Genomic DNA, 20935 nt, shown 5'->3' on the forward strand with positions numbered 1-20935 from the left:
CCCCAAAACCCGCAGCGGCAAAATCATGCGCCGACTCCTGCGCGACGTCGCCGAAGGACGCGAACTCGGCGACACCTCCACCCTCGTCGACCCGAGCGTCTTCGAGGCGATCCGGGCGGGCAAGGGCTGATCACACAGCGCTGAGCGCGGCCGGTGCCGGGACCCGGTACCGGCCGCACCCGTTAAGATTGCGTCAGGTGTGCCGGGAAGTCTGGTCGGCGAGTGGTCGCGCACCCGTTCAGCCGACGCCGGTGGGTGCCGCGTCCGCGCCGCCCGACCACCGGCCGAAAGGTTTCCCGTGATCACGCGAGTGCGCTCGGAACTGTCCCGCTACCTCCGCACGGAAACCTTCGGCGGCGCACTCCTCCTGATCGCGGCGGCCGGAGCGTTGCTGTGGGTGAACTCGCCGTGGGGAGCCAGTTATCTGACGATCACCGAGACGGTCGTCGCGATACCGCCGCTGCATCTGGAACTGACCCTGGCCGAGTGGACCGAGGACGGTCTGCTCGCGGTGTTCTTCTTCGTCGCAGGCCTGGAGCTCAAACGCGAACTGGTCGTCGGCGAACTCGCCGACCGCAGACGCGCCACTCTGCCGGTCATCGCGGCGATCGGCGGTGTGGTGACGCCCGCGCTGATCGCGGCGGTGGTCGGGTTCGGGATCCCCGGCATGGACCGTGGCTGGGCCATCCCCGTCGCCACCGACATCGCGTTCGCGCTCGCCGTCCTGGCGCTGACCGGTTCACGCATCCCTACGGGCGCGCGGGTCTTCCTCCTCAGCCTGGCCGTGGTCGACGACCTGATGGCCATCGTCCTGATCGCGGTGCTGTTCACCACGACGGTGTCGCTGCTGTGGCTGCTCGTCGCCGCCGGATGCTTCGCCGGGTGGGCATCGGGGCAACGCGCGCGAATCCGCACTCCGTTGCTCTACGTGCCGCTGGCGTTGGTGTCCTGGTACGCGCTGCACGAGGCGGGCATCCATCCCACCCTGGCGGGCGTCGCCCTCGGCCTGCTCACCCGGGTGCGTGCGGATCCCGGTGAATCCGAAGCGCCTGCCACCCGGCTCGAGCACATCTTCCAGCCGGTCTCCGCCGGGTTGTGCGTTCCGCTGTTCGCCCTGTTCGCCTCCGGAGTCCCGTTGAATCCCACGGTCTTCGGTGAGTTGTTCACCGACCGGCTCGCGCTGGCCGTGATTCTCGGCCTGCTGGTGGGCAAACCGCTCGGGATTTTCGGGATGAGCTGGGTGGCAATCCGGTTGGGCGTCGCGACGCGGCCCAGCGGACTCGGCTGGCGGGACATGTTCGCCCTCTCGGTGCTCGGCGCGATCGGCTTCACGGTTAGCCTTCTCGTGGCGGAACTCGCGCTCGCCGATGTCGCGGACGGGTCGGCCGTCGAGTTGGCGAAGGCCGCTGTGTTGGTGACATCAATGGCGGCGTCGCTCGCCGGTTCGGCGCTACTGTTGCGGCGTGGGCGTGTCCACCAGGCTCGGCGGGACGCCCGTGCGCTACAACGTGAACAATACGGCGGCGCGAGCGATCCGCCCGGAGGCGGTAGCCTGCGTGACCACGGAGGGCACCGGGAGCACCGCCGATCGAACGGGAGTTGAAGCAGTGCCGGGACAGGGAGAAGGGTCGACCAAGTGAGTTTCAACCACGGCGGTAACGGGAGCGACGCGGAGCGCGGTCGTACGGTCACCTCCATTCCCCTCACGGATGCCGATCCGCTCGGCAACGCCAGTTTCGGGACGCTGGTGCGCGACGCCGCCGAGCAGATGTCGACCCTGGTCCGCGCCGAGGTCGAACTGGCCAAGGCCGAGGTCACCGGCGAGATCAAGAAGGGCCTGCAGGGCAGCGTCTACTTCATCCTCGCGCTCACCGTGCTGCTGTTCAGCACGTTCTTCTTTTTCTTCTTCCTCGGCGAACTGCTCGACGTGTGGCTGGCGCGCTGGGCGGCCTTCCTGATCGTCTTCCTGCTCATGGTCGTCGCCACCGCGGTACTGGCGTTCCTCGGCTACCGGCGGGTGAAGAAACTGCGCGCGCCGGAGAAGACGATCGATTCGCTCAAGCAGGCGCGCACGGTGCTGCCGCACGGCTTGGGCGCGTCCGCGCACGAGGACCGCCTCGCCCTGGAGAAGCAGACTTCCTAGGCGCGCGTGCGCGAGCCGGTACGGCGGCTACTAGGCTCGATCGGCGTGTCGGCGAACTTGCTCCCGGATCCGTCCAGCGTCCGTTACGACGGACCGTGGACGCATAGGGACGTGCACGCCAACGGCATCCGCTTCCACGTCGTGGACGCGGCGCCCGAACGGTCCGACGCACCGCTGGTCGTGTTGCTGCACGGCTTCGGCGACTTCTGGTGGTCCTGGCGGCACCAACTGACCGGCCTGGCCGAGCTCGGCTACCGCACCGTGGCCGTCGACCTGCGCGGCTACGGCGACAGCGACAAGCCGCCGCGCGGTTACGACGGCTGGACGCTCGCCGGTGACGTCGCCGGGCTGATCCGGGCACTGGGCTACACCGAGGCGACGCTCGCCGGGCACGCCGAGGGTGGTCTGGTCTGCTGGACCACGGCGGTGCTGCATCCGCGCTTGGTTCGCTCGATCGCGCTGGTGGGCTCGCCGCATCCGTCGGCGTTGAAAAGCTCCGTGCTGCGCAACCGCCGCCAGCGCGCGGCCTGGCTGCCGAACTTCCTTCGCTACCAGCTCCCCCGGTACGGCGAGCACTTGTTGACCACCGCCGACGGCTTCGAAGTGGAACGGCTGCTGCGCCAACGGGTCAGCGCGGGTTGGGCGAACACCGCCGAATTCGTCGACACCGCACAGCGGATGCGGTCGGCGATCCGGATCCCCGGCGCCGCGCATTGCGCACTGGAGTACCAGCGCTGGGCCTTCCGCAGCCAGTGGCGTCCGGACGGCCGCCGGTTCATGGCGACCATGCGCCAACCCATCCGCATCCCCGTCCTGGCCATGCGCGGCGAGCTGGACCCGTACGTACTGCCGGGAACCTTCCGCCGCGACCTCCATCTCTCGCCGGAACGGCGGCTGGCCGGTATCCCGGCGGCCGGGCACTTCGCCCACCAGGAGAACCCGGACGCCGTGACGAAGGAACTGGTCAAACTCCTCGGCTGAACGCTTCGCGTTCCGGCCCGGCCACGGGTTCGCGGCCGGGTCTCGGTTCGCTGAAAGCGCGTACCCACACCGATCCCGCGCTTCCGCCTTCCCAAGTCGCGACCAAGCCCTGCAGCGGAACGAGTTCCGCGACATCGGAATACCACGGCTCCGTTCCGGTGGTACGGCCGACCCGCGTCGCGGATCAGCTCAGCACACAGGCCCCCGTGGCCACCGGCCCATCGGAACGCTGCGAAGCTTCGAGTTCGGAGCGGACTTCGTTGAGCGTCAGCACATAACCGGTGTCGTTGTCGGTCACCGCGGCGCCGAAGACGACCCCGAGCACCTGCCCTTCGGTATCCACCAGCGGCCCACCGGAATTGCCCGCCTGGACGAGCCCGCGGACGGTGTACACCTCACGCTTCACCGTTCCGTCGCGGTAGATGTTCGGGCCGGTCAGATCCAGAGTCTCGCGGATCCGGGCCGCGCTCGCGGTGTACCGGCCACCGCCCGGGTAGCCGAGCACGATGGCGCTGTCGCCGGTACGCGCGGGCGACGGCGCCTGCGGCACGACCGGAGCGGTGAGTCCGGGTACCGAGAGCACCGCGACGTCGGTGAACGGGTCGAACAGCACCACCGAAGCGGGCAGCGAGCCGTAGGCGGTGTCCACGTCGACGCTCGTCGTGCCCGCGACGACGTGAGCGTTGGTCATCACGCGCTCCGGGGCGATCACGAAGCCCGAGCCCTCCAGCGCCCGCTGGCAACTCGGCGCTACACCGCGGATCCGCAGCACGCTCTGCTGCAGCGAGGCGGCGACCGGGCTGGCCAGCACGCTCGGATCCGGTGGTTCCACCGCGGCGATCGGCGCCCGCCCGAACGGCCCGATCACGTCCGGCAGACCGGAGGTGTTGAGCAGCTTGGAGAATTCGTTGGGCAGCTTGCGCAGCCAGTTCGGCGCGACGTCGTTGACGTCGGCCAGCACCCGCGAGCCGTTGATCGCGGTCGCGATGGCCGGCTGTGACGAGGTGGCCAGCGGCAGTGCCAGCAACCACGCGGTGACCAGCACGGCGACCGCCTGCAGCCCCGCGCCGACCACGCTGTCCACGCTGCGCGTGAAGGGATGACGCATGCCGCTGCGCGCCGCGCGCCCGAGCACCATGCCCGCGACTTCACCGACGATCACCAGCACCACGATGAGCAGCACGCCGGTGAGCACCCTGGTGCGGCCCTCGTCGACGTGCACCAGGATGTGCGGCGCGATCAGGATGCCCGCGACCGCGCCGAGCACCACGCCGAGGAAGGCGAGCGCGGAGGCCACCGCGCCCTGCCGCCAGCCCGAAGAAGCGGCGAGCAGGGCCAGTAGCACGACGGCGATGTCGAGCCAGGCCGACGAACTCATAACGTCATCCCCACGGCGGCGAGTGCGGTCTGCAGATCACGGACGTCCGCGTGGTCCCACTCGCGATCCCAGCCCGCGGCCTTGCTGATCCCGGCGAGGATGCCGCCGGTGAGGCCCCAGACCAGCATCCCGTCCACCTGGAACGCCGGGCTCTGATAACCGAGGGGGCTGCGAACCAGGAAGCGGTTGGCCGGATCCAGCAGCTGCGCGAGCGGCACGCGCACGACCCGCTCGGTCTCGCTCCGGTCGACCACCTGCACCGCACCCGGCGTACGCCAGTACGCGAGCACCGGCGTCACGTCGAAACGAGAGACCGGCACGAACAGCTTGGGTTGTACCGCGAACGGTTCCACGCCGGAACGGTCGAGGCCGGTTTCCTCGCATGCCTCCCGCAGCGCGGTATCGATCGGCCCGGCATCGCCCGGGTCCGCGGCGCCGCCAGGGAAGGCCACCTGGCCGCGATGCTGACGCAGGGTGGAGGCGCGCTGGGTGAGCAGCACCTCCGCGTCGGCGGGCAGTCCGCCGGGGGCGTCCGGGTCGGGCTCGGGCGAGCCGCCGAACAGCACGAGCACCGCCGCTTGACGCGGCTTCGAGGTCACGGTCATGGCGCGGCGCAGCGCACGCGCCCTGGTCGCGGTGTCGGCGCTGTCGAGGGCCGGTTCGGCCGAGCGGGTCAGCCAGTTCGGGATGCCGGGGGGCATTTCGATGGTCATCGCGCACCTCCCCCGCGCATTCGCCCACCGACCCGCGTGCACGCCCGCACCGTCACCTCCACCATTGATTCGTCCACCCGCATCGTCATGCGGCCACTCCGAGCTTGCCCGCGACGGTATTCGCGATGTCATCCACCCCGTCGAAAGCGCGCACCTCGACGTCGGCTATCGAGCCATCGGCACGCACAAGCACCGAGATCGGCAGCACAGAGGGGGCGCCGACGACCGTGCGCACTCGCGCGTCGGCGTCGAGCACGCCGGGCAATCTCACGTCCAGTCCGCGCAAACGGGACAGTGCCTTGGCCTCATCAGGGTCGCTGTGCACGGTCAGCACCGTAATCGCGTTTCCGGCGCGTTGGGCGTATTGCTGCAAATACGGCAACTCTCTGGCGCACGGTGCGCACCAGTAGGCCCAGAGATTCAGCAGGGCGGGCTTGCCCGCCAGCGCGGCGGCCAGGTCGACCGGTTCGCCGTCCGCCAGACATCCCAGCGTTATCCCGGCCAGCGGACCGTTGCCGGGGGCCGCGCCGCTCGGGCAATCGGACAGATGGGCGGCGGCGCGCAGGTCATCGGAGACGCCGGAGGCAACGGGAGCCTGGTGTTGCTCCTCGCTCCGGTCGTCGCCGCGCGGCCACACCGCGACCGCCAGCGCGACCACGACGATCAGACCGGCAAGTGCCCAGCGCCACGCATGTCCCGCACTCCTTCGGCCCGAGGGCTCAGAACTCACCGGCCCACCAGCTCGAGCAGATGCTCCCGCTCCGGCCCCTTCACCAGCTTGGCCGCGGCCTCCGGATCGGTCGGCCCGATCCCGAACGACGGACAGTCTTTGACCAGGACGCACGCACCGCACGCCGGCTTGCGGGAATGGCAGACGCGCCGTCCGTGGAAGATCACCCGGTGCGACAGCATCGTCCATTCCTTGCGCTCGATCAGCGCGCCGACGATGTGCTCGACTTTGACCGGGTCCTCCTCGTCGGTCCATCCCCACCGGCGCACCAGGCGACCGAAATGGGTGTCGACCGTGATGCCGGGGACCCCGAACGCGTTACCGAGGATGACGTTGGCGGTCTTGCGCCCGATGCCGGGGAGCTGGACCAGTTCGGTCAGGGTGTGAGGCAATTCACCGTCGTGACGTTCCAGCAGCGCTTGGCCGAGTCCGATCAGGGAGGAGGTCTTGTTCCGGTAGAACCCGGTCGGCCGGATGTATTCCTCCAGCTCCGCGCGATTTGCCTCGGCGTAGGCCCGCGCGTCCGGGTAACGGGCGAACACCGCGGGCGTGGTGAGATTCACGCGCTCGTCGGTGCATTGTGCCGAAAGTATTGTCGCCACCGCCAATTCCAGCGGTGTGGTGAAATCCAGCTCGCAGTGCGCGTCGGGGAAGGCGGTCGCCAGTTCACGGTTCATCCGGCGCGCGCGGCGGACCAGCCCGAGCCGGGTTTCCGCCTGTCGTGCCCTGGTTTTCCGATTCGGAGCCGCGGCGGCGACCGGCGGCGTTCCGGAGGGCTCGGAGCCGGGCGGAAGCCCGTTCCCGGAGGCGGTGGAGGGGGAGACGCGCACGCGTCCACCATACGGAATCGGCAGACAACGTTGTCCTTCCAGTTCAGTTGCCGTGTTCCATCTGAGACCTCGACCGTGTTTACTGCTCGTCATGCAAGGACTCGCTGTGGTGCTCTTCCCAGTGGTGCTGATGCTGTTCGCACTGGGTATGGAGCGGGTCGAGAACCGGCTCCGCAAGCTTCTCGAACCCGACGAAGAGGTTCAGCAGTACCTGGACAAGGCAAGCAACGCCGAGGTGAAGGAGCTGACCAAACTCGGTCTGCCCGCCGCCGTCGCCCGGATGCGCAAGCGCCGCTCCCGCGGCGATGAGATGGACGTGGCCCGCGCCAGCTGACGCGGCGCAAGTGTCGCGCAATCCACTCGTTACGTGGTGTCCGTCACTACGCTGTAGTGAGGCCGCGTAGACTGCGCTGTTGGCCGAGTCGCTTCGGTCCGGTACAGAGCCATTTCCCTAAGGAGCACATTCGTGGACGAGGCCCTCGCCAGAGCAGGCATCTTCCAGGGCGTCGAGCCCACTGCGGTGGCCGCCCTCGCCAAGCAACTTCAGCCGGTTGATTTCCCGCGCGGTCATGTCATCTTCAACGAGGGTGAGCCGGGTGACCGGCTGTACATCATCACGTCCGGCAAGGTGAAGATCGGACGCCGTTCGCCCGATGGGCGCGAGAATCTGCTGACCATCATGGGCCCGTCCGACATGTTCGGCGAGCTGTCCATCTTCGACCCAGGTCCACGCACTTCCACCGCCACCACGGTGACCGAGGTGCGCGCGGTGACGATGGACCGCGACGCCCTCAAGACCTGGATCGACCAGCGGCCCGAGATCGCCGAGCAACTGCTCCGCGTCCTCGCCCGCCGCCTGCGCCGGACCAACAACAACCTGGCCGACCTGATCTTCACCGACGTGCCCGGCCGCGTCGCCAAGGCGCTGTTGCAGCTCGCACAGCGCTTCGGCACGCAGGAAGCCGGCGCGCTGCGGGTCACCCACGACCTGACCCAGGAGGAGATCGCCCAGCTGGTCGGCGCCTCCCGCGAGACCGTGAACAAGGCGCTCGCCGACTTCGCGCATCGCGGCTGGCTGCGGCTGGAGGGCAAGAGCGTGCTCATCTCCGACTCCGAGCGCCTGGCCCGCCGCGCTCGGTAACACGCCCCGAACGACGAACGCCGGGTTCAGCGCTCCACTGAACCCGGCGTTCCGTTGTTCCTGTCAGCCGTGCACGCGCAGGTAGTCCAGCTGCGCCTGCACCGAACTGCGCGCCGCGGGCCACAGCCGCTCGTCCACATCGGCGTACACGCGCCGTACGACCGCCATCGCGTCCGCATCCGAACCGAGCACCCGCAACGCTTCCCGCACCTGGCCGAGGCGCTCGTGCCGATGGGCGATGTAGTAGCGGGCCACCGGTTCGAGATCAGGATGATCCGGGCCGTGCGCGGGCAGCAACGCCTTGCCCTTGCCCGCTTCCAGCAGCCGGTCCAGCGAGGACAGATAGTCGGCCAGCGCACCACTGCCTGACCCGAGCACGGTGGTGCCAGCGCCGAGGATGGTGTCGCCGGTCAGCACCGCGTCATCGAGGACGAAACTGACCGAGTCGTCGGTGTGGCCCGGCGTTTCCAGCACGGTGATCCGCAGGCCCGCGGCCTCGATCACCTCGCCGTCGGCGAAGGCGGCAGCCGAGCCGCGCAGAAAGCCGGAATCCTTGGCGCGCACGGATGTCCCGGTCAGTTCGACCAGATGATCGATCCCGCCGGTGTGGTCGTGGTGGTGGTGGGTGATCAAGGTGAGAGCGACCCGGCCACCGGTGGCCTCGGCGATCGCGGCGCTGTGCGACTCGTCCTTCGGACCCGGGTCCACCACCACACAGTCCAACCGGCCCGCCGCCCGCAGGATCCAGGTGTTGGTTCCCTCCAGGGTCATCTGTCCCGGATTGTCGGCGAGCAGCACCGCCGCCGTCTCGGTGACCTGTCGGAGCTGCCCGTAGGCGGGGTGTGTCAACGTCATCGCAAAACCTCGGATAGAAACGGAGCCGACAGTTCCGGTCTAGCGCACCTCGGCGATCAGTTCGACTTCGACCGGAGTATTCCGGGGAAGTTCGGAGACGCCGACGGCCGAGCGCGCGTGCTTGCCCGCGTCACCGAAGACCTGACCGAGGAACTCCGACGCACCGTTGATCACCACCGGCTGATCGCCGAATCCGGGTGCCGAAGCCACGAATCCGACCACCTTGACGATCCGCACCACCGCGTCCAGCCCGACCAGGTCGTGCACCGCGGCCAGCGCGTTGAGCGCGCACAGCCGAGCCGCTTCCTTGGCCGCCTCCACCGAAACCTCCGCGCCGACCTTGCCGACCGCCGACAGCTCGCCGTTCACGAACGGCAGCTGACCGGAGGTATAGACGAGCGACCCGGTGCGGATCGCGGGAATATAGGCCGCGACCGGTGCCACGACCGGGGGCAGGGTGATTCCGAGCTCGGCGAGGTTCTTCTCCCACTGGGTCACTGCGTCACCCTCCTTCGCTACTTGGGCCGCTTGAGATAGGCGACGTGCTGCTCACCGGTAGGGCCGGGCAGCACGGTGACCAGCTCCCAGCCGTCGGCGCCCCACTGATCGAGAATCTGCTTCGTCGCATGCGTCAGCAGCGGCACGGTCGCGTACTCCCACAAGGTCGTATCACTCATGTGCGAGAGCGTAGCTCTGTCTGATTGCCGCGACTTCGTCGCGGCGTGTTCGCGGCCCCCTTGTGGCTGCGAACGGAACAGGCTCGGTCTCGCTTCGCTCGAAAGACGTGGTTGCGGTGCGCTGGGCGCGTGGGGAGTGGAGCCGCACTACCTCGGTTCGCGGTTGCAATCACCCCGGATTCGGGGTTGCGGTCTCCCGGGGTTTCGCAGTGGTTCTATGGACTGGCGGGGGCATTACTCGACCTCGCCATGGGCGCGGCGGCCGGGCGGTCCGAGGCGTACCGCGAATGAGTGGTCTGTCTCACCCGGCTCGGTGGGGTCGGCACGATCGCCCGCAACCGGCGCCTGTGTCGGTGACGGGAGATCTGCTGGTTCGGCGACTGATTTCGTGTGGTTATCGGCGGCTCGCGGAGTGAGCCCGCAACTTATTGCGGTGGCGGGGGCAGGGCTGGGAACCGCTTTTGGATCAGCCCGTCTGGTACGGCCCGTGCCCCGCGGCGGCGAACCAGTTATAGGCTCGCGATCGTGGGAGTACCAACAGCAGTGCCGCTTTCGGAGGAGCCGGAAGTGGGCGCAAGGTGGCCGAAGCGCGCTGAACAGGCCCGCTTGCACTACGTCTCCGGCAAGGGAGGCACGGGCAAGTCGACGGTTGCCGGGGCGCTGGCCTTGGCGCTCGCCGCGGGCGGGCGCCGGGTGCTGTTGGTGGAGGTGGAGAGCAGACAATCGATCGCGCAGCTGTTCGATCTGCCGCCGCTGCCGCCGACCGAGACACGCATCGCCACCGCGGACGGCGGCGGCGAGGTGGTCGCGCTGGCGCTGGACATCGAGCACGCCTTCCTCGAATACCTGGACATGTTCTACAACCTCGGCTTCGCGGGCCGCGCGATGCGCAGGATGGGCGCCATCGAGTTCGTCACCACGATCGCGCCCGGTCTGCGGGACGTCATCCTGACCGGCAAGATCAAGGAGTGCGCGGTTCGCGTGGACAAGTCCGGCAAGCGGGTCTACGACGAGATCGTGGTCGACGCACCGCCCACCGGCCGGATCGCCGGCTTCCTCGACGTCACCAAGGCGATGGCCGAGGTGGCCAAGGGCGGGCCGATCGCCTCGCAGGCCGAGGGCGTCTCGCAGTTGCTGCATTCCGACCAGACCATGATCCATCTGGTCACGCTGCTGGAGGCGCTGCCGGTACAGGAAACCGCCGACGCCGTCGCCGAGCTCACCGCCGCGGACCTGCGCATCGGCACCGTCATCGTGAACCGGGCGACCGAGGGCCAGCTCCCGCCCGAGCTGCGCGCCCGCGCCGCGCAGGGCCACCTGGACGCCGACGCCGTCCGCGCGGGCCTCGACTCCGCGGGGATAAACCTCCCCGACAGCGACTTCCAGGGGCTGCTCACCGAAACGATCGAGCACTCCGCGACTCTGCAAGCACAGGACGACAGCGCCGAAGAACTGGCGAAGGTCGACATCTCCCGGCTCTACCTGCCCGCCCTGCCCGACGGAATGGACCTGGGCGGCCTGTACGAACTAGCCGAACACCTCACCGCACAGGGAGTCCGATGAGCATGCCGACCCATCCCCCGGCTGCCCCGCTGAATATTTCGCGGATCATCGCCGACCCGTCCGCGCGCGTGGTGGTCTGCTGCGGTTCCGGCGGCGTCGGCAAGACGACCACCGCCGCCGCCATCGCCCTGCGCGCCGCCGAAGAGGGGCGCAAGGTCGTGGTGCTCACCATCGACCCCGCGCGCAGGCTTGCGCAGTCACTGGGCGTCGCCGACCTCGGCAACAACCCGCAGCGGGTGGCCCTGGGGCCGGAGGCCAAGGGCGAGCTGCACGCGATGATGCTCAACATGCGTCGCACGTTCGACGACATGGTGCTCGAACACACCAGCGGAGAGAAAGCGGAGCAGATCTTCGCCAACCCCTTCTATCAGACGGTCGCCTCCTCCTTCGGCGGCACACAGGAATACATGGCGATGGAGAAGCTGGGTCAACTGGCCCATCGCGGCGAGTGGGACCTGATCGTGGTCGACACCCCACCGTCGCGCAACGCCCTCGACTTCCTGGACGCCCCCAAGCGACTGGGCAACTTCCTCAACGGCCGGATGATCCGGGTGATCATGGCTCCCGGCCGTGGCGTGACCCGGCTCGTGACCGGCGCGATGAGCCTGGCGGTGCGCGGCGTGTCGACCGTCGTCGGAGGACAGATGCTCAAGGACGCGTCGAACTTCCTGCAATCCTTGGAGTCGTTGTTCGGCGGCTTCCAGGAGCGGGCCGAGCGCACCTTCGCGATGCTGTCGAAGCCGGGCACGCATTTCCTCGTGGTGGCGGCGCCGGAACCGGACGCGCTGCGAGAGGCCTCGTTCTTCGTCGACCGCCTCTCCACCGAGCGCATGCCGCTGGCGGGTCTGGTGCTCAACCGCACCCATCCCGTGCTGAGCTCGCTGTCGGCCGATCACGCGCTCACCGCCGCCGACCAGGTGGCGGACTCCGATCCGCTCACCGCGGCGGTGTTGCGGGTGCACGCCCGCCGGGTCGCCACCGACAAACGGGAACAGCATTTGCTGCACCGCTTCACCGGCGCGCATCCGCGGGTGCCGATCGTGTCGGTCACCGCGCTTCCGTTCGAGGTGTCCGATCTCGACGCGCTGCGCGTCGTCGGCGATCAGCTCACCGGCACGGCCCGCGCGACCGCCTGATACTTAGGCGTATCCGCTATTGCTCCGAACGGAAATAACAGTCCTGAAACGAAACTGAGCCCGCTTCCGCGGGCTCTGTTTCGATTTCGCCGGGGCTACATCGCCACTTGATGCTGGCGCTGGGCCTGGAAGAAATCGGCCCACGAGGTCACTTCCGGATGCTGCTTCAACAGGGCGCGACGCTGCCGTTCCGTCATGCCGCCCCACACACCGAACTCGACGCGATTGTCCAGCGCGTCGGCACCACACTGCATGAGCACTGGACAGTGCCTGCAGATCGTCGCCGCTTTGCGCTGCGCCGCGCCGCGGACGAACAACTGATCGGGGTCCACTTCCTTGCATCGGGCCTGGGCTACCCAGGCGATCCTTGCTTCGGCCTGCTCCACGTCCAATCGAGCGATGGGGGTTGTCATGTGCATTTGGTGTGCCCCTTTGCAGTCCGAACACCGGGTCAACGGCGCTCCAGAATCGCGTTGTCACCGCGCAGCACCCAAACCCCGCTGCGAAGTGCACCACATTCCACTTTGAGTGTTAGCTCTATCACACTGGGTTCTCAATCTAGGTAAAGGTATGGCGCTTGCGCAAGACCACCTCGAGATTTTTTGGTACGTCCGTCCCTGCAAAGCCCTGCGCGCACTGGACGGGCAGGCAGATTGCGTTCGCGCCCTCCCGCGACACGCCGCGCACGATCACGCGACACGCCCATTCCGGTTCGTGAACAACCAGTTCCGCGCTCCGGACAAATGCCGCCAAGAACGCCGGAATGGCAACCCGTAGTCTTGATTCGTGCCGATCACACATACGCTCGCGCGGCTGGCCGGTAGCTGCGTGCTGGCCTCCGTGCTCGTCGCCGGGTTGTTGTTCCCGCTCGCCGGCGGCTTCGGGTTCGTCTCCAACCGTGCCGCCGACGCTGTCGACAACGTCTCCTCGGAGCTGGTCGAGGGAACGGTGCCCGCGGTCTCGACCATGGTCGACGCGGCGGGCAATCCGATCGCCTGGCTGTATGAGCAGCGCCGCTTCGAGGTGCCCAGCGACCGGATCTCCAACGACATGAAACTGGCGATCGTGTCCATCGAGGACCGCCGCTTCGCCGAGCACGAGGGCGTCGACTGGCAGGGCACGCTACGCGCGTTCCTCACCAACTCCGCCAGCGGCGAGGTCCAGCAGGGCGCCTCGACGCTGGACCAGCAGTATGTGAAGAACTTCCAGCTGCTGGTGGTCGCCAAGACCGACGCCGAGCGCCGCGCCGCCATCGAGACCACTCCGGCCCGCAAGATCCGGGAGATCCGGATGGCGCTGACGCTGGACCGTCAGCTGACCAAGGACGAGATCCTCACCAGATACCTCAACCTCGTCCCGTTCGGGAACTCGTCCTACGGCATCCAGGACGCGGCGAAGACCTACTTCGGCGTGGACGCGGCCGAACTGAACGTCTCCCAGGCCGCGATGCTCGCCGGCATGGTGCAGAGTTCGTCCAAACTGAACCCCTACACCAACCCGGACGGCGTGCTGGCCAGGCGCAACACGGTGCTGGACACCATGATCCAGAACATTCCCAGCCGCGCCGAGGAGTTCCGCGAGGCGAAGACCAAGCCGCTGGGCGTGCTGCCCGAACCCAAGGGCCTGCCGCGCGGCTGCATCGCGGCCAACGACCGCGGCTTCTTCTGCGACTACGCGCTGGAGTACCTGGCCAACGCCGGGATCAGCCGCGAACAGATCGAGAAGGGCGGCTACCTGATCAAGACCACCCTCGATCCGGCCGTGCAGGACTCGGTGAAACGAGCGGTGACCGACGCGGCGAACCCGAACCTGGACAACATCGCGGAAGTCATGTCGGTGGTCGGCCCCGGGCACGACACGCACCCCGTGATCGCGATGGCCAGCAGCCGCACCTACGGCCTGAACCGGGACGCGAACGAGACCGTGCAGCCGCAGCCGTACTCGATGGTCGGCGACGGCGCGGGCTCGATCTTCAAGATCTTCACCACCGCCGCGGCCATGGAGAAGGGTCTCGGCATCGACGCCCAGCTCGACGTGCCAGGGCGGTTCGAGGCCAAGGGGATGGGTAACGGCGGCGCGCGCGGGTGCCCGGCCGCCACCTACTGCGTCGAGAACGCGGGCAAGTACAAGTCGCCCATGTCGGTGACCGAAGCGCTGGCGACGTCGCCGAACACCGCGTTCGTCAAGCTGATCCAGGCCGTGGGCGTCACCCCGACCGTCGACATGGCGGTCCGGCTCGGCATGCGCTCGTTCACCGAAGCGGGCACCTCCGGCCACGGCAACCAGAGCCTGGCCGACATGATCAAGGAACAGAACCTCGGCTCGTTCACCCTGGGACCGGTCGCGATCAATCCGCTGGAGCTGTCCAACGTCGCCGCGACGCTGGGGTCCGGCGGCCGCTGGTGCCCGCCGAACCCGATCAAGGAGGTCGTCGACCGTCAGGGCAAGCAGGTACCGCTGACCCAGCAGGCCTGTGAGCAGGTCGTCGAGCCGGGCCTGGCCAACACCTTGGCCAACGCCATGAGCAAGGACGACATCTCCGGCACGGCGGCGGGCGCGGCCCAGTCGGTGGGCTGGAACTTCCCGATGTCGGGCAAGACCGGTACCACCGAAAGCCACCGTTCCTCGGCCTTCCTCGGCTTCACGAACGCTCTGGCCGCCGCGGTCTACGCCTACGGTGACAGCCCGACCCCGGGTGAGATCTGCTCGTTCCCGCTGCGCAACTGCGGCGACGGCAACCTGTTCGGCGGTAACGAACCCGCGCGCACCTGGTTCAACGCGATCAAGCCGGTGATACCGCTGTTCCCGCCGCCCGGGTTGCCCCCGTTGGACAACAAGTACGTGCGTGGCGCGAACAACGCGCAGGTGCCCGATGTCGTCGGCATGACCCAGGGCGAGGCCACCTCGGCGCTGGTCGCCGCGGGCTTCCAGGTGTCGCCGGTGACCGGGGCGGGCGATCGGCCCAAGGGCACCGTCATGGGCACCGCGCCCAACGGGTCGGCGATCCCCGGCTCGGTGATCACGCTGTACATCAGCGACGGCACCGTCCGGGCGGCGCCGCCGCCGGGGCCGCCCGCACCGCCGCCGGGCATCCCCGGGCTGCCCGTGCCGCGGCTGCCACCGATCCCCATCCCGATCCCGATCCCGCGCTGAGCAAGCGAAAGGGGCCGCGAACCTCACGGTTCGCGGCCCCTTTCGCGTCGCCGTCCTACAGCCGCGCTTTCACCGCGGCCGAGATGCGCGAGCCGTCGGCCTTGCCCGCGGCGAGCCCGGTGGCGATCTTCATGACCTGCCCCATCTGCCGCATGCCGGGACGCTCCCCGATCTCCTCGGCGACCTGCGCGATCGCGGTGTCGGCGAGATCGGCGACCTCGGCCTCGGTCAACTGGGTCGGCAGGTACTCCTCGATGATCTGCGCCTCGGCGCGCTCGTTCGCCGCCAGTTCGCCGCGCCCGGCCTGCGTGTAGACCTCGGCGGATTCGTTGCGCTTCTTCGACTCCTTCTGCAGCACGGAGACGACCTCGGCGTCGGTGAGTTCACGGGCCGCCGAGCCGGCGACCTCGGCGTTCTGAATCGCCGACAGCAGCATCCGCAACGTGGAAAGGCGCAGCGTGTCCTTGGCTTTCATCGCGGCGGTGAGATCCGTCCGCAGCTGCGATTTGAGTTCCGACATGCCGCTCACGGTAGCCGCTGGGACGCGGCGGTCCCACTACATTTGCCGCGCGGCCCGATTTCCCGCCGGAAAAACGGGCGCCTGTGCGGAAACACACTCGGCGCTCCTGAGCGAGGTCACCTATGCTGGGCAAATGCCCGTGATCTCGACCTCTGCTGTACGCACGACCGCGCTGGGAGCCGCCGGGGCCGCGGTGGCCGGAATCGGCTACGCCTCGCTGGTCGAACGCAACGCCTTCGTCCTACGGGAGGCGACCATGCCCGTGCTGGCGCCGGGGTCGTCGTCGCTGCGGGTGCTCCACCTCAGTGACCTGCACATGATGCCGGGACAGAAGCTCAAGCAGCAGTGGCTACGGGAGCTGGATCGGCTGGAGCCCGACCTGGTGATCAACACCGGCGACAACCTCTCGCATCAGAAGTCGGTGCCCGCGGTAGTTCAGGCCCTCGGCGGATTGCTTTCCCGCCCGGGCCTTTTCGTTTTCGGCAGCAACGACTACTTCGCGCCGGTGGCGAAGAACCCGCTGAAGTACTTCAAGAAGGACCACCGCCGCACCTACGGCGCTCCGCTGCCGTGGAAAGACCTGCGTGCGGCTTTCACCGAGCGCGGTTGGCTCGATCTGACGCACGTGCGCCGCGATCTCGAAGTGGCAGGCATCCGCATCGCCACCGCCGGTGTGGACGACCCGCACTTGCAGCGCGACCGGTACGACACTGTCGCGGGGGCCCCGAATCCCTTGGCCGACCTGCGGCTCGGCCTCACCCACTCCCCTGAGCCCCGAGTGCTGGACCGTTTCGCCGAGGACGGGTACGACCTGGTGCTCGCCGGGCACACCCATGGCGGCCAGTTGTGCCTGCCCGGCTACGGCGCCCTGGTCACCAACTGCGGGATCGACCGGTCCCGGGTGAAGGGTCCGTCGAAGTGGGGGGAGCACACCCAGTTGCACGTCTCCGCGGGTGTCGGCACCTCACCGTGGGCGCCGTACCGGTTCTGCTGCCGCCCGGAGGCGACCCTGTTGACGCTGGTGGCCGCGCCGCCGAAGCGGCCGGGCGCCGACACGGGCCAGGGAGTGTCGGCATCGGAGGCCGTCGCCCGCTAATGTCCCCTGCCGAGACGTGTGGCAGGTAGGGGACAACTGTGAGTGGATTCGACGACCGGCGCGACCCGACGACTCCGGGACGGCCCGCCGGGCCGCCGACTCCTCGGCAACAGCCCTACCCCCCATTACGTTCCGTTCCCGCCTCGGCGGACGGTAACGACGCTCGACCGCCGCACAGCGGAGCGCATCCCGGCGGAACCGACGACTCGGGACGCCCCGCCGGCACGCCTTGGCAGCGCGGCGCTCGGTCGCCCGGCCTGATCCCGGGGCAGCCGCATTCGGGCCCAGCCGAGCACGGCGCGACGCCTCAGTGGTGGCAGCCCGACCCGGCCACGCAGTGGCAGCCGTACCAAGAGCCCGCACCCACACCCCAGTGGCAGCCGGGCGGGCAGAGCGATCCCGCACCGGCTCGGCCGCAGGGCACGCAGGACGACCCGACCTTGCTCGCTCCGTCGTCGGGTGGTCCCGCGCAACCCGGACCGTCGGGCCACAACGATCCCACCATGCAGGCCCCGTCCCTCGGGCAGACGCCCTCCGGGCAGTGGCCGCCACAGGGCGGTCCCGGCCCCGGTACAGGCGGGCGCAACGATCCGACCATGCTCGGCCAACCGCTCGGCGCGCTCGACCCCTTCGGCCGCGGGGGGCCGGGTCCCGCGCCGGGCTCCGGCGACTCGGCACCGACCTTGCTCGGCTATCCGAGCGCCGATCGATTCGGCCAACCGGCACCGGCCCCACAGTGGCAACCGGGCGGCGGGCCCGGGCAATACGGCACGGCACCGGATGGCCGATATCACCCGGGCTATGGTCCACAGGCCGGAGGTCCGCCACCGAACCGTCCGAGCGGGAGCGGCCGAGGGAAGGTCCTTCTGTCGGTTGGCCTGGCGGTGCTGCTGGTAGCCGGTCTCGCTGCCGGGGCAGTGGCCCTCACCCGGATGAAGACGAACGATCCCGCCGAGGGCACCGCGCCATCGATGGTGAACGCGCTCAACACCACCACAGCGAGCGCGCCCGCCCGGACCACGACCAGATCGGCCCCGACGACGACCGCGCGAGGTTCCGGCGACAAGACTCCGGTCGTCCCCGGCTATCAGGTGGTCCGAGCACCCGACAGCGGCGCCGCCTACGACGTGCCCGCCGACTGGACGGTGGCGCCGCAGGGCACCATCGGCGGCTTCGGCGAGCCACCGAATGCCGTCGCGGGGAAGGGCTTGGCCAGCGAGGGCAAGGGCTACTGCCCGGGCTCGACCCGGACCGTAGCTTTCCTGACCGGCTCGAACACCTCAGACCCCGGGAAGGCGGCCACCGAACTCGGCACCAGGACCGCCACGCTCGCCTACACCGGGACCCAGGGCGGCACACCCGGCCTGCCCATGCCGCTGGCGTCGCTGGACGGATCACAGCACGGCATGTTCGTGGAGACCAAGGGCACCGTCTCCGACGCCAAGCCCGGCTGCGCGAAGGCGTACTCCGTCTACACCGCCGCGTTCCCCAACGATCAGGGCAACTTCGTCATGGTGATCGCCGCCGACACGGGCGTCCCGCACGCGCTCGACGCCGAGACCGCCAAGAAGATCTTCACCAGCATCCGCCCCCTCGCAGGGTGACTGACCTGCCGGTTTAACGTCTCGGGCACCCCTGTTGTAAGCTACTCCAGGTTCGCTTCACGGGGTGTGGCGCAGCTTGGTAGCGCGCTTCGTTCGGGACGAAGAGGTCGCAGGTTCAAATCCTGTCACCCCGACTCGTGGTTGAGACGACGGGAAGGCCCCTGACCGGTTCACGGTCGGGGGCTTTCTCCGTTGTGCGGCCCTTTGTAGGTTGGTCCGCTCGCATGCGGGAATATCATCGCTGAAACCGAATTCCCGCAATCGACGAAAGGTCGGCAGATGAGCAAGCCCGTCGACAGCGTGCCCGCGGACAGACCGCTGTCCGGGAAGACCGCCCTGGTCACGGCGGCCTACACCGGAATCGGCAGGTCGATCGCGAAAACTCTTGCCGCGCAAGGCGCTCAGGTCGTGGTGCAGCATCCGCACTTCCCCGAGCCCGCCGCGGACGTCGTCAAGGAGATCACCGAGGCGGGCGGCGCGGCGCTGGCACTCGCGGCGGATATCGCCGATCGCGACGAATACGAGGAGCTGGTGCAGGCGCTGCTCGAGGATTGCGGCGGCTGGCACGTGCTGGTCAACACCGCGGCGGTGCCGGAATCCGAGCCGTTCCCGAAGCTCAGCTCGGAGGCGTTCGACAGCAATTTCGCGGCCACGGTGAAGGGCGTCTTCCACGGCATGCAACTGGCGTTGCAGCACTTGGCCGACGAAGGCCGGGTCATCACCGTCTGCGATCCCGCCGACCCGGGCGGCGCGGTGCACGAAGCGGTGCGCGGCGCGGTCGAGCAGCTCGGCCAGGCGGTGGCCCCGGACTTCGGGTCCCGGCGGATCACCGTCAATACGGTCAGCTACGGCGCCGGGACGACCGACAACGCGGAACTCGAGACCGCCCTCGCCGCGATGCGGCCGACCGAGCCGGGCGCGGTGGTCGCCTATCTGGCCGGTAACGCGGCGAGCACGGTGAACGCACAGATCATCCGGCTCGACGGCACGGGCGGCCGGTAGCAGGCGCGGCTGCGGCCGACGCGCCCGCGGTCAGCGAGCGCGCCGGCCGGACGCTCAGGCGGTGACCGTACCGCCGTAGGAACTGAATCCCCGGCCCAGTGCCTGGCAGGTGAAGCTGCCGTGGAAGCCGACCTGGCACGACGCTCCGGCGTGCTCGATGATCGGACCCCACTGGCCCGAGCCGGTTTTCACGTCGTTGATGCTGGGGTTGCCACCCGGCAGCGTGTACGGCGTGGCCGGGTCGAAGGTGGGATGCGCGGGCAGCCAGGCCTGGTCGATCACGATCTCGTTCACCGTCACCGGTACCGGGATGTAGGTGCCGCCGACGTAGTAGCTCATGTGCTGGGGATAGCCGAAATCACATCCGACGGAGCCGTCCGCGAAGATCGCGCAGTTCGTGCTGCCCGCCGAGAAGTAGACCGTGCCCGGATCGGCTTGGGCGTTGCCGGCCGCCACAAGGGTCGCCATCGCCGCGGCGGCGAGGGCTCCGGCGATCTTCGTGCTGCGCTTCATACCTTCTCCTTGATGCTTCGCTGTTGGACAACCGACTCGATGAGACTGTCGGGGCTGCCCGGGATTTCGTTTCGCTCCGAGTACCCCGGACGGCGGCCGAACATTGCTCCGACCGGCGCGGTGAGCAGACGCTAACGCGGCGATAACTTACGGTCACTCCATCGAAACGCGAGGTCAATAGCGTATACAGCCATGTCGACACGGATAGCGACACTGGCCGACGCGGCGGGCAAACCCCTGCGCGACGTGGTGTACGAGAAGCTGCGCAGCGAACTCATGAACGGGGACATCAAGTTCGGCGAACGTCTCACCGAGCCGAAACTCTCCACCCGCTTCGGCATCTCGCGCACGCCGATCCGCGAAGCGCTGACCGTCCTGTGCTCGGACGGACTACTCCAACGCGAAGAATACGGATTCAGTCCGGTCCGGCCGAGCATCCCGCTGATCCGCGACCTGTACGAGCTGCGAATCACGCTGGAGCTGGGCGGTCTCCAGCGCGCGATGACCAATCCCGCGGTCACGCACGATCGGGCGCTGCTGGAGGCCGAGCGCGCCGCCTGGCTGGAACTGCGCGCCGACCCTCCGGCCCAGGAGCCCGGCTTCGTGGTGCGTGACGAGGAATTCCACGTCACGCTGCTGACCGCCGCGGGCAACACCGAGATGGTGCGCGCGCTCAAAGCGGTGAATTCCCGCATCCGGCACGTACGCATGTACGACTTCATGGTCAACAACCGGATCGAGACCACCATCGCCGAGCACCTCGGAATCCTGGACGCCGTTCTGGCGGAGGACCTTTCGCTCGCGTATCGGCTGCTGCACACGCACATCGGTGAATCGCTGGACGTCGTGCTCGAGCGGGTCACCCGCGCGATCGCGGCGATGTCGCTGGCTACGGAATAG

General features: G+C 68.7%; 22 protein-coding genes and 1 tRNA gene. 13 read left to right on the forward strand and 10 right to left on the reverse strand.

Features of this window, described 5'->3' with window-relative positions; translation table 11 throughout:
• Nucleotides 1–298 precede the first annotated feature (298 nt).
• The 3 genes from nhaA to ABZW96_RS28305 are packed head-to-tail and all read left to right on the forward strand — an operon-like array spanning nucleotide 299 to nucleotide 3124.
• The gene (nhaA, locus tag ABZW96_RS28295) at nucleotides 299–1603 is read left to right on the forward strand and encodes a Na+/H+ antiporter NhaA (protein ID WP_355078671.1); all 1305 of its coding nucleotides are present in this window, start codon (nucleotides 299–301) and stop codon (nucleotides 1601–1603) included.
• Nucleotides 1604–1636: 33 nt separating this feature from the next.
• Nucleotides 1637–2143 (forward strand): phage holin family protein, encoded by a 507-nt coding sequence (locus ABZW96_RS28300; protein ID WP_355078672.1) that lies wholly within the window; start codon nucleotides 1637–1639, stop codon nucleotides 2141–2143.
• Nucleotides 2144–2188: 45 nt separating this feature from the next.
• Nucleotides 2189–3124: an alpha/beta hydrolase gene (locus ABZW96_RS28305; protein WP_355078673.1), complete on the forward strand. Its 936-nt coding sequence runs from the start codon at nucleotides 2189–2191 to the stop codon at nucleotides 3122–3124.
• A gap of 184 nt (nucleotides 3125–3308) precedes the next feature.
• Here the strand turns inward: ABZW96_RS28305 and ABZW96_RS28310 are convergent, their stop codons facing one another.
• The 4 genes from ABZW96_RS28310 to nth all read right to left on the reverse strand — a co-directional run bounded on the left by ABZW96_RS28310 (nucleotide 3309) and on the right by nth (nucleotide 6643).
• Nucleotides 3309–4502: a MarP family serine protease gene (locus tag ABZW96_RS28310; protein WP_355078674.1), complete on the reverse strand. Its 1194-nt coding sequence runs from the start codon at nucleotides 4500–4502 to the stop codon at nucleotides 3309–3311.
• Entirely contained in the window at nucleotides 4499–5215 is a 717-nt protein-coding gene (locus tag ABZW96_RS28315) for a CoA pyrophosphatase (protein WP_355078675.1), read from the reverse strand. The genes ABZW96_RS28310 and ABZW96_RS28315 overlap by 4 nt, the downstream gene beginning before the upstream one ends.
• An 85-nt stretch (nucleotides 5216–5300) precedes the next feature.
• Nucleotides 5301–5945, reverse strand: coding sequence for a TlpA disulfide reductase family protein (locus tag ABZW96_RS28320; protein WP_355078676.1), 645 nt, complete (start codon nucleotides 5943–5945; stop codon nucleotides 5301–5303).
• Complete coding sequence (gene nth / locus ABZW96_RS28325; RefSeq protein WP_355078736.1) at nucleotides 5942–6643, reverse strand: endonuclease III; 702 nt, start codon at nucleotides 6641–6643, stop codon at nucleotides 5942–5944. The genes ABZW96_RS28320 and nth overlap by 4 nt, the downstream gene beginning before the upstream one ends.
• A gap of 223 nt (nucleotides 6644–6866) precedes the next feature.
• Here nth and ABZW96_RS28330 point away from each other — a divergent pair, with 223 nt between their 5' ends.
• Both ABZW96_RS28330 and ABZW96_RS28335 read left to right on the forward strand, forming a co-directional pair.
• A complete protein-coding gene (locus ABZW96_RS28330) occupies nucleotides 6867–7109 on the forward strand; it encodes a hypothetical protein (protein WP_067799616.1) in 243 nt (80 codons plus the stop codon).
• A 132-nt stretch (nucleotides 7110–7241) separates the two neighbouring features.
• Nucleotides 7242–7916, forward strand: a complete 675-nt coding sequence (locus ABZW96_RS28335; protein WP_039794544.1) for a Crp/Fnr family transcriptional regulator — start codon at nucleotides 7242–7244, stop codon at nucleotides 7914–7916.
• A 63-nt stretch (nucleotides 7917–7979) separates the two neighbouring features.
• Here ABZW96_RS28335 and ABZW96_RS28340 read toward each other — a convergent pair whose 3' ends face one another.
• From ABZW96_RS28340 to ABZW96_RS28350, 3 genes are read right to left on the reverse strand one after another with little or no spacing between them, the layout of a single operon-like run.
• Nucleotides 7980–8771, reverse strand: coding sequence for an MBL fold metallo-hydrolase (locus ABZW96_RS28340; protein ID WP_355078677.1), 792 nt, complete (start codon nucleotides 8769–8771; stop codon nucleotides 7980–7982).
• A gap of 39 nt (nucleotides 8772–8810) precedes the next feature.
• On the reverse strand, nucleotides 8811–9269 hold the full coding sequence (locus ABZW96_RS28345) for a RidA family protein (RefSeq protein ID WP_355078678.1): 459 nt from the start codon (nucleotides 9267–9269) through the stop codon (nucleotides 8811–8813).
• A gap of 17 nt (nucleotides 9270–9286) precedes the next feature.
• Entirely contained in the window at nucleotides 9287–9448 is a 162-nt protein-coding gene (locus ABZW96_RS28350; RefSeq protein ID WP_085994820.1) for a DUF4177 domain-containing protein, read from the reverse strand.
• 543 nt (nucleotides 9449–9991) lie between these two features.
• Between ABZW96_RS28350 and ABZW96_RS28355 the strand changes: the two genes are divergently transcribed.
• Together ABZW96_RS28355 and ABZW96_RS28360 are read left to right on the forward strand one after the other, a co-directional pair.
• Nucleotides 9992–11011 (forward strand): ArsA-related P-loop ATPase, encoded by a 1020-nt coding sequence (locus tag ABZW96_RS28355; RefSeq protein ID WP_355078737.1) that lies wholly within the window; start codon nucleotides 9992–9994, stop codon nucleotides 11009–11011.
• Nucleotides 11008–12147 carry an ArsA family ATPase gene (locus ABZW96_RS28360; protein ID WP_355078679.1) on the forward strand — a complete coding sequence of 380 codons (1140 nt, stop codon included), beginning with the start codon at nucleotides 11008–11010 and terminating at the stop codon, nucleotides 12145–12147. The genes ABZW96_RS28355 and ABZW96_RS28360 overlap by 4 nt, the downstream gene beginning before the upstream one ends.
• A gap of 95 nt (nucleotides 12148–12242) precedes the next feature.
• Here the strand turns inward: ABZW96_RS28360 and ABZW96_RS28365 are convergent, their stop codons facing one another.
• Nucleotides 12243–12566 carry a WhiB family transcriptional regulator gene (locus ABZW96_RS28365; protein WP_014981178.1) on the reverse strand — a complete coding sequence of 108 codons (324 nt, stop codon included), beginning with the start codon at nucleotides 12564–12566 and terminating at the stop codon, nucleotides 12243–12245.
• 367 nt (nucleotides 12567–12933) lie between these two features.
• On the opposite strand from ABZW96_RS28365, the gene ABZW96_RS28370 reads away from it, so the two are divergent.
• Nucleotides 12934–15300: a transglycosylase domain-containing protein gene (locus tag ABZW96_RS28370; protein WP_355078680.1), complete on the forward strand. Its 2367-nt coding sequence runs from the start codon at nucleotides 12934–12936 to the stop codon at nucleotides 15298–15300.
• A 55-nt stretch (nucleotides 15301–15355) separates the two neighbouring features.
• Here the strand turns inward: ABZW96_RS28370 and ABZW96_RS28375 are convergent, their stop codons facing one another.
• Nucleotides 15356–15820, reverse strand: coding sequence for a GatB/YqeY domain-containing protein (locus ABZW96_RS28375; RefSeq protein ID WP_355078681.1), 465 nt, complete (start codon nucleotides 15818–15820; stop codon nucleotides 15356–15358).
• Nucleotides 15821–15953: 133 nt separating this feature from the next.
• Between ABZW96_RS28375 and ABZW96_RS28380 the strand changes: the two genes are divergently transcribed.
• From ABZW96_RS28380 to ABZW96_RS28395, 4 genes are all read left to right on the forward strand, one after another.
• The gene (locus ABZW96_RS28380; RefSeq protein WP_355078682.1) at nucleotides 15954–16916 is read left to right on the forward strand and encodes a metallophosphoesterase; all 963 of its coding nucleotides are present in this window, start codon (nucleotides 15954–15956) and stop codon (nucleotides 16914–16916) included.
• Between the two features lie 38 nt (nucleotides 16917–16954).
• A complete protein-coding gene (locus tag ABZW96_RS28385; protein ID WP_355078683.1) occupies nucleotides 16955–18520 on the forward strand; it encodes a hypothetical protein in 1566 nt (521 codons plus the stop codon).
• 60 nt (nucleotides 18521–18580) lie between these two features.
• Nucleotides 18581–18654, forward strand: a tRNA-Pro gene (locus ABZW96_RS28390).
• A 145-nt stretch (nucleotides 18655–18799) separates the two neighbouring features.
• The gene (locus ABZW96_RS28395) at nucleotides 18800–19522 is read left to right on the forward strand and encodes an SDR family oxidoreductase (protein WP_355078684.1); all 723 of its coding nucleotides are present in this window, start codon (nucleotides 18800–18802) and stop codon (nucleotides 19520–19522) included.
• A 54-nt stretch (nucleotides 19523–19576) separates the two neighbouring features.
• On the opposite strand, the gene ABZW96_RS28400 is transcribed toward ABZW96_RS28395, so the two are convergent.
• Nucleotides 19577–20035 (reverse strand): hypothetical protein, encoded by a 459-nt coding sequence (locus ABZW96_RS28400; protein ID WP_355078685.1) that lies wholly within the window; start codon nucleotides 20033–20035, stop codon nucleotides 19577–19579.
• Nucleotides 20036–20227: 192 nt separating this feature from the next.
• On the opposite strand from ABZW96_RS28400, the gene ABZW96_RS28405 reads away from it, so the two are divergent.
• A complete protein-coding gene (locus tag ABZW96_RS28405) occupies nucleotides 20228–20935 on the forward strand; it encodes a GntR family transcriptional regulator (protein ID WP_355078686.1) in 708 nt (235 codons plus the stop codon).

Origin of the sequence: Nocardia sp. NPDC004168, assembly GCF_040610355.1 — a bacterium.
GTDB lineage: Bacteria > Actinomycetota > Actinomycetes > Mycobacteriales > Mycobacteriaceae > Nocardia > Nocardia sichangensis.